At 42.1% G+C, this 13,006-nt stretch carries 11 protein-coding genes; 4 read left to right on the plus strand and 7 right to left on the minus strand.

Annotated features, from left to right (window positions below; genetic code table 11):
- Positions 1-275 precede the first annotated feature (275 nt).
- The 6 genes from HEQ19_17730 to HEQ19_17755 all read right to left on the minus strand — a co-directional run bounded on the left by HEQ19_17730 (position 276) and on the right by HEQ19_17755 (position 7,649).
- On the minus strand, positions 276-1,919 hold the full coding sequence (locus HEQ19_17730) for an acetolactate synthase large subunit (protein ID WYM01054.1): 1,644 nt from the start codon (positions 1,917-1,919) through the stop codon (positions 276-278).
- Positions 1,920-2,075: 156 nt separating this feature from the next.
- A complete protein-coding gene (locus tag HEQ19_17735) occupies positions 2,076-3,443 on the minus strand; it encodes an NAD-dependent succinate-semialdehyde dehydrogenase (protein WYM01055.1) in 1,368 nt (455 codons plus the stop codon).
- A 269-nt stretch (positions 3,444-3,712) separates the two neighbouring features.
- On the minus strand, positions 3,713-4,240 hold the full coding sequence (locus HEQ19_17740; protein ID WYM01056.2) for a hypothetical protein: 528 nt from the start codon (positions 4,238-4,240) through the stop codon (positions 3,713-3,715).
- A gap of 3 nt (positions 4,241-4,243) precedes the next feature.
- On the minus strand, positions 4,244-5,857 hold the full coding sequence (locus HEQ19_17745) for an adenylate/guanylate cyclase domain-containing protein (GenBank protein WYM01057.1): 1,614 nt from the start codon (positions 5,855-5,857) through the stop codon (positions 4,244-4,246).
- 489 nt (positions 5,858-6,346) lie between these two features.
- Positions 6,347-7,246: a ribosome biogenesis GTPase YlqF gene (gene ylqF / locus HEQ19_17750; protein ID WYM01058.1), complete on the minus strand. Its 900-nt coding sequence runs from the start codon at positions 7,244-7,246 to the stop codon at positions 6,347-6,349.
- 28 nt (positions 7,247-7,274) lie between these two features.
- Positions 7,275-7,649 carry a VOC family protein gene (locus HEQ19_17755; protein ID WYM01059.2) on the minus strand — a complete coding sequence of 125 codons (375 nt, stop codon included), beginning with the start codon at positions 7,647-7,649 and terminating at the stop codon, positions 7,275-7,277.
- A gap of 937 nt (positions 7,650-8,586) precedes the next feature.
- On the opposite strand from HEQ19_17755, the gene HEQ19_17760 reads away from it, so the two are divergent.
- Positions 8,587-9,315: an ABC transporter ATP-binding protein gene (locus HEQ19_17760; protein WYM01060.1), complete on the plus strand. Its 729-nt coding sequence runs from the start codon at positions 8,587-8,589 to the stop codon at positions 9,313-9,315.
- A gap of 211 nt (positions 9,316-9,526) precedes the next feature.
- Here the strand turns inward: HEQ19_17760 and HEQ19_31155 are convergent, their stop codons facing one another.
- Positions 9,527-9,817, minus strand: coding sequence for a hypothetical protein (locus HEQ19_31155; GenBank protein WZI66951.1), 291 nt, complete (start codon positions 9,815-9,817; stop codon positions 9,527-9,529).
- 54 nt (positions 9,818-9,871) lie between these two features.
- On the opposite strand from HEQ19_31155, the gene HEQ19_17770 reads away from it, so the two are divergent.
- The 3 genes from HEQ19_17770 to moeB all read left to right on the plus strand — a co-directional run bounded on the left by HEQ19_17770 (position 9,872) and on the right by moeB (position 12,932).
- Positions 9,872-10,597: a carbonic anhydrase gene (locus HEQ19_17770; GenBank protein WYM01061.1), complete on the plus strand. Its 726-nt coding sequence runs from the start codon at positions 9,872-9,874 to the stop codon at positions 10,595-10,597.
- 249 nt (positions 10,598-10,846) lie between these two features.
- Positions 10,847-11,467: a hypothetical protein gene (locus HEQ19_17775; protein ID WYM01062.1), complete on the plus strand. Its 621-nt coding sequence runs from the start codon at positions 10,847-10,849 to the stop codon at positions 11,465-11,467.
- A gap of 292 nt (positions 11,468-11,759) precedes the next feature.
- A complete protein-coding gene (moeB, locus tag HEQ19_17780) occupies positions 11,760-12,932 on the plus strand; it encodes a molybdopterin-synthase adenylyltransferase MoeB (GenBank protein WYM01063.1) in 1,173 nt (390 codons plus the stop codon).
- The last annotated feature ends 74 nt before the right edge of the window (positions 12,933-13,006 follow it).

The raw sequence follows: 13,006 nt of genomic DNA on the forward strand, positions 1-13,006 counted from the left end.
CAAGGCCTTGCGCCCCTACAAGGATACCAATGGCGAATAGTAGATTTAACCGCTCACCGCAGGGAAAAATAAGCGTTTTTGGCGTCGTTGTATAATCTGTAGGGGCGCAAGGCCTTGCGCCCCTACAAGGATACCAATGGCGAATAGTAGGTTTAAGCGCTCACCGCAGGGAAAAATAAGCGTTTTTGGCGTTGTTGCATAATTTGTAGGGGCGCAAAGCCTTGCGCCCCGAACCAACAATCGTCCTCACATAGCCGATAAAATGGGTGTTATCCCTAGACCGCGCAATTTAACTCACCGGCTTTTTTGGTAAAGCGGCGGTTTTCGCGATAGTCTACAGGACAATCAATGACTGCAGGTACATCTTGTGCCAGGGCTTCTTTAAGTATGGGAATTAAATCAGTAGCAGATTCAACTCGATAGCCTTTTAAGCCCATACTTTCAGCTAATTTAACAAAATCAGGATTGCCAAAATGCACAAAAGATGAGTTTCCTTGACCAAATTGATTTTCTTGTTTCCACTCAATTAACCCATAACCACCATCATTAAAAATTAAGGTGACAAAGGGAGTACCAACACGCAAAGCTGTTTCTAATTCTTGGCAATTCATCATAAAACCGCCGTCGCCAGTTGCGGCTACAATTTTGCGATGAGGATGAACGAGTTTTGCTGCTAAAGCACCAGGAATCGCAATACCCATAGCCGCGAAGCCATTGGAAATAATGCAAGTATTGGGGCTATGACAGTGATAATGGCGGGCTATCCACATTTTATGTGCGCCAACATCAGAGATGACGATATCATCTGGCCCCATCACTTGACGCAAGTCATAAATTAACTTTTGTGGTTTGATGGGATAACCATCATCATGGGCGTGTTCTTCATAATCGGCTCTAATTTCGCCCCGCAAGCTAATAGCGTAGGGTGATGGTTTGCTTTGTCTGTCTGCTAACTTTAAGATTTCATTGAGAGAATCAGAAATATCGCCGACCACTTCAACTTGGGAGATATAACTACTATCAATTTCCGCATGATTAGCAGCAATATGCACAATGGGAATCTTGCCATCGGGATTCCATTTTTTGGGGGAAAATTCAATTAAATCATAGCCGATGGCAATTACTAAATCGGTGTTATCAAAGCCACAGGTAATGAAATCTCTCTGCTGCAATCCCACTGACCACAAAGCTAAATGATGAGTATAGGGAATAACGCCTTTGCCCATAAAAGTATTGGCAACGGGAATATTCATTTGGGTGGCAAATTGTGTCACCGCATCACTAGCTAGAGCGCGAATTGCGCCATTTCCAACTAAAATTAACGGGTTAACTGCTTGAGAAATTGCTGCTGCTGCTGCCCGAATACTAGCAAAAGAAGCATAGGTTTTTTGGATATTATCCTTATGCAATGGTTTGCCTTCTACCGGCATTGCAGCAATATTTTCTGGTAAATCTATATGCACTGCTCCCGGTTTTTCAGTTTGTGCTACCTTAAATGCTTTCCGCACAAGTTCTGGTGTAATACTTGGGCGAACAATCTGTTTATTCCACTTGGTTACGGGAGCAAACATTGCCACCAAATCCAAATATTGATGGGATTCGATGTGCATTCTATCTGTTCCCACTTGTCCGGTAATCGCTACCAAAGGCGCACCATCTAGGTTAGCATCTGCGACCCCAGTCATCAAATTTGTCGCCCCAGGTCCTAGAGTCGAAAGACACACTCCGGCTTTTCCTGTCAGGCGTCCGTAAACATCAGCCATGAAGGCTGCACCTTGTTCGTGACGGGTAGTAATAAATTGAATAGAAGAATTTTTCAGCGCTTCTAAAACGTGTAAATTTTCTTCACCAGGAAGTCCAAAAACATATTGTACACCTTCATTTTCTAAACACTGTACCAAAAGTTCTGCAGTATTCATTTGATTTCCTCAATTTTGTCCTTTGTCCTTTGTCTTTTGTCTTTTGTCCTTTGTTATTTGTCATTAGTCATTTGTCATTTGTCATTTGTCATTTGTCATTTGTCCAATGACTAATAACCAATCCCCAATGACCAATCCCCAATCCCCAATGACTAATTACTTAACCCACACAGTTTTAACATTGACAAACTCATGTATACCTTGGATACTCAATTCTCTGCCATATCCAGAACGCTTAATTCCGCCAAAGGGTAAGCGGGTGTCGGATTTTACCATAGCGTTAATAAACACGGCACCTGCTTCGATTTCTGTAATTAAGCGATCGCGTTCTTGGTCGTTTGTTGTCCAGGCGCTAGCACCTAGGCCAAAGGGTGTATCATTGGCTAGTTTAATCGCCCCATCGATATCAGGAACGCGGAATATCAAGGCTACTGGTCCAAAAAATTCTTCTTGGGCGATAGGACTATTTTGGGGGACATCAGTGATAATCGTCGGTGGATAAAAGTTACCGGGACGATCTGATAAAGGATGTCCACCTGTGAGGACTTTACCACCGCTAGCCACAGCGGCTTGCACTTGTTTGTCTAAATCCTGGAGAATACCAGGAGTTGCTAGTGGTCCTAAGTCGGTGTCTTCGTGCATGGGGTCGCCAACTTTCAAAGCCAGGAATTTATCTAACAACAGCTTTTCAAATTGATCGGCGATCGCCTCGACGACGATAAAGCGTTTTGCTGCTATACAAGATTGTCCGCTATTCAACATCCGCGCTGTAGTGGCTATGACAACTGCTGTCTCTATATCAGCACTTTCTAACACAATAAACGGGTCGCTTCCGCCTAATTCTAAGACGGTTTTTTTCAATTGTTTTCCTGCAGATGCGGCTAATGATGCACCTGCGGGTTCACTCCCGGTTAAGGTAGCAGCTTTCACACGGTCATCAGCGATGATATTGGCTACTTTCGCAGCACCGATTAAGAAAGTTTGAAACACACCTTCAGCAAAACCAGCCCGTTGCATAATATCTTCAATTGCCAAAGCACACTGTGGCACATTTGAAGCGTGTTTAAGTATACCTACGTTTCCCGCCATCAGTGCAGGTGCAGCAAAGCGGAACACTTGCCAAAAAGGGAAATTCCACGGCATGACTGCGAGAATTGCACCTAATGGCTGGTAGCGGACAAAACTATGACTAGCATCAGTTTTTACGTGAACATCAGCCAGAAATTCCTGGGCTTGTTCAGCGTAGTAGCGACAGACAAAGGCACATTTTTCAACTTCGGCGATCGCCGCTTTGTAAGGCTTACCCATTTCCAGAGTCATTAAGTAAGCAAATTCGGCTTTCTCTTGCTCTAAAATGTCCGCAGCCCTTTGCATCCACTGCGATCGCTCCAAAAAACTAGTCTGGCGGTACTGTAGGTAAGCCTGACCAGCCTGATCAAGTTTAGCGGCAATTTCTGCATCATTTAACGGTTCAAAAGTTTTCAGCGTCTCCCCAGTAGCGGGATTAATGGTAGCAATAGCCATTACCTAACCTCCCGTTCAAAAAATAGCTTGAAGTAGCTTCCTAGTGTTACACAGATTAATTGTGGAAGCCACCATCCAAATTCTAATCTTGAAAAAAACAATTGTTTGTTTATTATGAAACTTTCCCAATTTTTTCAGATAAAATATCCAATCTTCTACGTATTTATGCTATTATTTATGGAACTGCCATATTCTTTTCTCCGTATTTATGCTATGGCTTTTTCACGCAATCACCACAGACTCTCTTCGGGGCGCAAGGCCTTGCGCCCCTACTGACAAATGACAAATGACAAAGAGTAATGAGTAATGAGTAATGAGTAATGAGTAATGAGTAATGAGTAATGAGTAATGAGTAATGAGTAATGAGTAATGAGTAATGAGTAATGAGTAATGAGTAATGAGTAATGAGTAATGAGTAATGAGTAATGAGTAATGAGTAATGAGTAATGAGTAATGAGTAATGAGTAATGAGTAATGAGTAATGAGTAATGAGTAATCAGTAATGAGTAATGAGTAATCAGTAATGAGTAATGAGTAATGAGTAATGAGTAATGAGTAATGAGTAATGAGTAATGAGTAATGAGTAATGAGTAATGAGTAATGAGTAATGAGTAATGAGTAATGAGTAATGAGTAATGAGTAATGAGTAATGAGTAATGAGTAATGAGTAATGAGTAATGAGTAATGAGTAATGAGTAATGAGTAATGAGTAATGAGTAATGAGTAATGAGTAATGAGTAATGAGTAATGAGTAATGACAAATGACAAATGACCAATGACAAATGACAAATGACCAATGACTATTGATGCATTGTTGTTTGATAAACTTTAACTAATCGATTAATACCTTTAAAACGATAATTACCCATTTCTTTGAAATCCGAGGGTTGTGAAAGCATTTTATAAGTTACTTCACTAATGACACATTCACCAGGGGGACAAACTGCTTCCATACGAGCCGCAAGATTAATGGTAGCGCCTAAAGCCGTATAGTCTACCCGTTGGGAGCTACCAACATCGCCGACAACCGCCTTACCACTGTTAATTGCAATGCGTAATTGTAGAGGTTCCCACCAAAAACCATTCATATTCAGATGTTCTAGACGAATTAGCATACCCTTAGCAGCAGCGACTGCGCGGTCAGCATGATCTGGTTGGAGTTCGGGAGCGCCGAAAAATGCCATGATACAATCACCAATATATTTATCTAAGGTGCCACCCCAGGCAAACACTTCTTGTAACATTTCTTCAAATAAATGATTGAGTAACTCGGCGATCGCCGTTGGTGTTAAGCGTTCGGAAATTGCTGTAAACCCCACCAAATCGGCAAACAAAATGCTGATTTCACTTTCTGCAGGGGGTAAACGACCATCTGGTAATCTACGTAAAGATATTAACTGCTGTACTACCCCTGGAGAATGATAGCGTTCTAGTCTTTGACGAATCACAGCTTCAGTTTTGAGTTTCTCTACCAATAACCAACGTTGGACACTCGAAGCTACAAGATTGGCTAAAGCTGAAAAAAAGCTGAGTTCTTCCTCACCTTCATTTTCCCAATGGTAAGAAGAAAGATAAGCATCAGCGTAGAGAACGCCGACTACTTTACTTTCATCCCATAAAGGTACCGCCATCGCACTGCGAATTCCCTTCACTAAAATACTATGTTCTCCAGAAAACCGTTCATCTTTCTGGGTATCAGCGGTTTGAATAACAACTTTTTCCTCAAATACCTTTTGACAAATACTATGGCTAATCCAATCGTCATCAACTACAAGAGATTGTTGTTCGGAAACATTTCTCGCGGCTGCATTCATTAATTCTAGGGTACCAGATCCCTCGACATCAATTAATAAGGCCAAGCGATCAATACTATTAAGGTAACGGAAAACGACTTCTTGAACCTGCACGAAAATTTCTTCTATGGATGTAGCTGCAGAGAGATTTTTGGCTATATCTACTAAATCTTTGAGTCGAGCAATGGTTTTGTCTTTCTTATTGTTGATGCTATCCTCGCTATCAGCATCGATCCATTGCTGTTGCAGTTGTTTAACATTATGAAGAATGGTTTTTTGTGGAGCTGTTTCCGCATTTGGTTTAACTTTCATCTGTGGAACAGGAGTTGATAATACCACCACTAAGCTGACATTACCCAACCAAACAACGTCACCATGATACAACTTTTGGGCAGAGGTAATCAGACGTTGATTTACTTGCGTCCCATTTTTACTACCCAGATCCTCAATCATCCACACTTCATTAGGCTGTTTCACAAGTCGCGCATGATTACGGGAAACGCCCCCAAAAGGTAAGTATAAGTCACATTCTGGCAATCGCCCAATAGTGAAGACATTTTGCTCCACTGAAACTGTTGTTTCCCTATCTCCCTCTTGTAGGCGTAGTTTGAGTTCAGTCATGAGTCTGAAAAATCCATCCTGAAATCTGGGGGTAAATGCATCTGTAAAGGTAAGGGATACGCCAAGGGTTAATCCGTGACCTCTTCTTTTATGACACTGTTAGGCACATTCCGACAAGACAACCATATGTATTTAATATGACGAATAAATTACATTTTGAGGTGACGGAAGCATCTATTTTACTAAGATCAGGAGCTTTTCATCAAAATTCGCCACCTGATGTTGTGATATTATATACTAATATTTTTTGCCTAATTTAAATCTTCATGAGCGTTCAAGCTCGTAGTTGCGCTAAAGCGCTCTCGACAATCAAGAGCGCTCAAACGCAACTACTTTTAACGGAATCACGGAAGTCCCCACCTTCAACGAAGTAAGGTGGGGTTGTTTGGTTTGATTTATGCAAGAGGTAGATTGTGCTATGCTAAGGGAAAGCTCCGCTAAGAGCGCTCCGACAATCAAGAGCGCTAAAGCTCGACTACGAACAACCCTTTAAAACTTGTGTGGTGCAGCACCATATGGTAATTCCAAAGGTAGCGCCCCCAACAGTCCCTTGCGATAATCAGTTAACAGATGTCTAGCGGCTCGTTCGACATCGCCATTGTAGCGATGCTGTGCCAGAAGATGCAAATATGCTTCTCCTGTGTGGGATGAGGAGTCGAGTTCATAGCGTGAGGATAATACTTTTTGGGGGAAGACATCACTAGCAGTATCTTGGAGATAATTGAATAAATCAACTAGTTCTGCGGCTACGAGCTGATTATCATAAGATGCTTCGCCAATATCATCACAAATGGCTAATTTTAAGGCGGCTTCTTGATTCTCTAACTTCAGAGGGATGACACCAGGCGCGTCTAGCAATTCCAAATGGTCAGAAATTCGCACCCAACGCAGTTGACGAGTTACCCCAGGACGTGCTGCACTTTCTACGACTCGTTTTCCCAACAGACGGTTAATCAAGGCTGATTTACCAACATTCGGGAAACCAATGACAACAGCGCGGACTGGACGGGGTAACATCCCGCGATCGCGTCTTCTTTGATTCAGTTCAGTTCCCGCTGCTTGGGCTGCTTTGGCGACTGCTACCACACCTTGACCATGTTGAGCATTGGTAAAATAGGGGGTTTCTCCTTGATCTCTGAACCAGTCTATCCATAGCGATCGCACTTGGGGCGAAATCATATCTACTCGGTTCATTACCAATAGTCGCGTCTTGCTTCCTACCCACTCCTCGATTTGGGGATGGTGTGTCGCTAAAGGAATGCGTACGTCTCGTACCTCTAAGACCACATCTACACGTTTAAGCTGTTCTTTGAGATTTTTTTCCGCTTTGGCGATGTGACCTGGATACCATTGGATCACATTTAATTTATAATTTTGAGTTAAAGCCATAGTTAATTACCAATACCAATACCAATTCCTAATTATCACCCACTGCGGCTTGATGCAAAATCAGACGATTGCCATCGGGGTCATAGGCGTAAATTTCTCTCCCGTGGGAAGCGATAGATATTTCTCCTGGTGGAGGATAGCCTAAATCAGTCAGGTGAGCGATCGCATCTTCCAACTTACTCACCTCTAGACATAAACTTATCTTACCTTGGCTTGAGCTTGTAAATTCCGAGGTAGATGTTTTTTTGGGTTGAAAAATACCTAATCGTAAACCGCAAATCTGAAACTCAGCATAGACATTCGGAATCAGGGTTGTTGGTTCTTGCTGAAGTAATTTACTATAGAAAAGTACCAAAACTTCTATATTAACCGATCCTAGAGTCACTAGTGCGTCTTGAATCATCATAATCCTCGCGCCGTATATCAAGTATGGTGCCCCGGAAAGCGAAAATTAGTCATCTTCGTTGAAAATTAACCTGTCCTACTTTCGGCTACAAAGTATAAAATTCACCAAAATTATACCAATTCAGCAAATCTTTGCAACACATCGATAATCTGTAGGGGCGCAAGGCCTTGCGCCCAAAGCCTATCTGTCCCATTCTTTTTTCAAATTGGTATTATTTTTTGACTTGACTAATAACTCATCAGTATTGATCATTGACTAAGCCTGGAAATAAATTTCTCGCTTTCAGCTTAAACCCATTAAAATGGGTTACAGCAATTTTCAGGCAATAACTACATATATAGCGTATAGCGGTTATCGCTTGAGTCCAATACACTCGTTTGGGCACGTTTTGCCGGTGCCCTACACGCGACGATATAATTTGTCAGGCATTCAACTGAAAACCGCTATATTGTAGGGGCGCAAAGCCTGACGCCTAAAGCCTAACATCTAACTCCCAACTCCCAACTCCCAACTCCCAACCCCCAACTCCCAACTCCCAACTCCCAACCCCCAACTCCCAACTCCCAACTCCTTACTCCCAACTCCTTACTCCTTACTCCTTACTCCTTACTCCTTACTCCTTACTCCTTACTCCTTACTCCTTACTCCTTACTCCTTACTCCTTACTCCTTACTCCCAACTCCTTACTCCTTACTCCTTACTCCTTACTCCTTACTCCTTACTCCTTACTCCTTACTCATTACTCCTTACTCCTTACTCCTTACTCCTTACTCCTTACTCCTTACTCCTTACTCCTTACTCCTTACTCCTTACTCCTTACTCCTTACTCCTTACTCCTTACTCCTTACTCCTTACTCCTTACTCCTTACTCCTTACTCCTTACTCCTTACTCCTTACTCCTTACTCCTTACTCCTTACTCCTTACTCCTAACTAATGACTATTAATTATTTACTAGAAGTCCAAAATGTCCACGCTGGATATATCAAAGACGTAGATATCTTACAAGGTGTAAATTTCCAAGTTGAAGCGGGGGAATTGGTGACAGTGATAGGTCCCAATGGTGCTGGTAAATCCACATTAGCAAAAACCATTTTTGGACTATTAACCCCCCACACAGGCACAATTACCTTTAAAGGCGAGAATATAGCAGGCTTAAAGTCAAATCAAATCGTCCAACGGGGAATGTGCTACGTCCCGCAAATCGCCAATGTTTTCCCGTCGCTCAGTATCGAAGAGAACCTGGAAATGGGGGCTTTTGTCCGTAATATTCCCCTACAACCCCTGAAAGATAAAATATTTGACATGTTTCCTCGACTGAGCGATCGCCGTCGTCAACGCGCTGGTACCCTTTCTGGAGGGGAACGCCAAATGCTAGCGATGGGTAAAGCTTTGATGTTAGAACCCAGTTTACTGCTGTTGGATGAACCTTCTGCAGCTTTATCGCCGATTTTAGTTACACAAGTATTTGATCAGATTAAACAAATTAACCAGACAGGAACAGCGATTGTACTAGTAGAACAAAATGCTCGCAAAGCCTTAGAAATGGCGGATCGCGGTTATGTACTGGAGTCTGGACGCGATGCTATCTCAGGTCCTGGTCGAGAATTGCTGAATAATCCCAAGGTGGGTGAGTTGTATCTGGGCGCTGGGAAAGGACATTAATGGAGATGGGGGGGAGAATAACCAATGACAAATGAGTAATGAGTAATGAGTAATGAGTAATGAGTAATGAGTAATGAGTAATGAGTAATGAGTAATGAGTAATGAGTAATGAGTAATGAGTAATGAGTAATGAGTTATGAGTTATGAGTTATGAGTTATGAGTTATGAGTTATGAGTAATGAGTTATGAGTTATGAGTTATGAGTTATGAGTTATGAGTTATGAGTTATGAGTAATGAGTAATGAGTAATGAGTAATGAGTAATGAGTAATGAGTAATGAGTAATGAGTAATGAGTAATGAGTAATGAGTAATGAGTAATGAGTTATGAGTTATGACAAATGACAAATGACAAATGACAAATGACAAATGACAAATGATAAATGACAAATGATAAATGACAAATGATAAATGACAAATGACAAATGACAAATGACAAATGATAAATGACAAATGACAAATGATTAAATAACTCTTAAATCGTGTAAGCGGGTACTCTTGCATCCTACGGGAGTCTGATATCTTCCTGGGACAACAAGGCTGTTGTCAGGTAGATTTATGACTCGAATTAATGGATTTGTGGGGCGACGTGATGTATTAAAATGGGTAGGCGCAGTAAGCATTGGTAGCACTTTTGCTGGCTGTAGTCTACTGGAAAGTAAACAACCAGATATAGCTAGTGATGTTCATTCAGCTAACCCGCAACCAGTCAATCCTAATGCAGCTTTAAAACGCTTGCTTGATGGTAATCAACGATTTATACAACAAAAGCCTCAATATCCTGACCAATCACTAGAACGTCTACAATTAGTTGCAAAAGAGCAGTATCCTTTTGCATCAATATTAGGCTGTGCAGATTCTCGTGTACCTGCAGAAATTGTCTTTGATCAAGGACTTGGGGATTTATTTGTGGTGCGAGTAGCTGGTAATATCGCTAATGACATCACTATCGGTAGCTTAGAATATTCTACATCTGTATTGGGTTCGCAGTTAATTATGGTTTTGGGTCATCGCCGATGCGGTGCAGTCGCAGCAGCGCTCAAAAATGAAGCATCTGGTGGTAGAATTGGCTTGATTGTGGAGAACATCAAACCAGCAGTATCGCCAATAAAATCAAAGAATGGCGATATCAGTGAAAAAGCCGTGATTGCCAATATTCAATATCAGGCGCAAAAATTACAAAACAACTCAACGATGTTAAATCAACTCATCCGCGTTGGTAAACTCAAAATTGTGGGTGCTGTTTACGATATCGATACTGGCAAAGTAAATATTATTACATAATTTCGGGTTCCCTAGACGAAAACACTTTTTTTGTTGGGTAGATTTTTCTCGCGATCGCCAACCATATAGAAAAATCTTGAGTAAGCATAGTTTTACTATATGGTACTTCCTTTCTATACCTAATTTTGGTATAGTCCAAAGTATAATCAAGGTTTTTTATTAACCGAAGTTGCTAGTTATCAACCTCCGCCTGCTATTTGAATACACAATTTGTGAGAAGATAAGCGAGAAAAATTTACACATCCACCTATGAAGCCCTTAAAAGTTAGCATTTCCACATTCTTTGCTGCGGCCACAGTTATCTCTGGCTCTCTAGTTGTTGTCCAGCCATCCATTGCCGACTCTAGTGGCTCAATGGTAGCTGCTTCAAGTCTGAAGACAACAGTTGTTAACAGAGCGATCACCGAGAGTGAGGTATTGGCTGCTCAAAAGGCTTGGGGAGAAGCATTGGTGGCTATTTCCATAACATATGAGACGAAGGGTATAAAAGCTGCCAAAGCATTGGCGGAGAAAGTAATTGACGAAGCCTATGGCTACCAATTCGGCACTGTTCTTTTCAAGCCAACACTTACTGTGGCTCCACAGACGTTCCGAACCACCCGTGCAGGAGCTTTGGCTTACTTTGTAGGAAATGACCCTAATTTCCCAATGGATAAGGGTTTTGCCTTAAAAGGCTGGCGAAAAGTAGAAGTCAAGAATGCAGGGGTCTTCATTTCTGGTAATACAGCAACTACGATGGGGAATGTGATGATCACCGATAAAGACGGCAAGATCACTACAGTGGATAAGACTTGGCAGTTCTTTAAGGATGATAACGGTAAGTTACGCATCATTCTGCACCACTCCTCACTGCCTTATACAGGAAAATAAGTTAGTATAGCACTTCCTATTCAGATGAGGTACAAAATTGTATCACGCGATGTAGGGGCACGGCACTGCCGTGCCCTTACCGATGTACCTCACTAGGGCGAGAAACGCTATAGTAGTAGGGTGGGCAATGCCCACCTAGGACTAAAGCCACGTGTCATTTTTTTTGGCAAAAGTATCAAAGATGACAGACTTCAGAGTAATCTCAAGCGATTGAAAATATAATTTAACAACTGATCAAGACGGATATCGTTTTCCGGTACTATAAATACTCCGCTCTGCACATCACACTGCTATGCTCAATCCCAATCTGGATGAAATCCAGTTAACTAAAGACGATTACGAACGCTATTCCCGCCATCTGATTTTGCCAGAAGTTGGCATGGAGGGACAAAAGCGCCTCAAAGCTGCTAATGTACTTTGTATTGGTACAGGTGGATTAGGTTCACCGCTGCTGTTATATCTTGCAGCAGCTGGTATTGGACGCATCGGGATTGTTGATTTCGATGTCGTCGATACTTCCAACCTGCAACGCCAAGTGATTCACGGTACATCCTGGGTGGGTAAACCCAAGATTGCATCAGCTAAAAACCGCATTCACGAGATTAACCCCTACTGTCAGGTTGATTTATACGAAACTCGCCTCAGTTCGGAAAATGCTCTCGATATTCTTAAACCTTATGATATTGTCGTAGACGGTACAGATAACTTCCCCACCAGATATCTAGTCAACGACGCTTGCGTATTGTTAGACAAACCCAACGTCTACGGTTCCATTTTCCGCTTTGAAGGGCAAGCTACTGTATTTAATTATGAAGGCGGACCCAATTATCGTGACTTGTATCCCGAACCACCACCACCAGGAATGGTTCCTTCTTGTGCTGAGGGTGGAGTTTTAGGAATTTTACCAGGAATGATTGGTGTCATTCAAGCTACGGAAACTGTCAAAATCATTATTGGCAAGGGTAACACCTTAAGTGGGCGATTGCTATTATATAACGCCTTAGATATGAAATTCCGGGAGTTGAAATTGCGACCCAACCCCATTCGCCCAGTGATTGAAAAGCTGATAGACTACGAACAATTCTGCGGTATCCCGCAAGCTAAAGCAGAGGAGGCGAAGCAGCAGATGGAAATTCAAGAAATGACGGTGGTAGAATTAAAGCAGTTGTTGGATAGTGGTGCGGATGATTTCGTCCTCTTGGATGTCCGCAACCCCCATGAGTATGATATTGCCAAAATTCCTGGTTCTGTTTTGGTGCCCTTACCCGATATTGAAAATGGTGATGGTGTCGCCAAAGTGAAGCAGATACTCAACGGTCATCGCTTAATTGCTCATTGTAAGATGGGCGGACGTTCTGCCAAAGCCCTCGCCATCCTCAAGGAAGCGGGAATTGTCGGGACAAATGTCAAAGGTGGAATTACCGCTTGGAGTAGGGAAGTAGATTCCTCAGTTCCAGAATATTAAAGGACAGGGGGGGAAACAGTTATCAGTTATCAGTTATCAGTTAACTGTTTTTCTCCCCCGCTCCCTGCTCAAGA

The sequence above is a fragment of the Gloeotrichia echinulata CP02 genome, assembly GCA_038087035.1.
Taxonomy (GTDB): Bacteria; Cyanobacteriota; Cyanobacteriia; order Cyanobacteriales; family Nostocaceae; genus Gloeotrichia; species Gloeotrichia echinulata.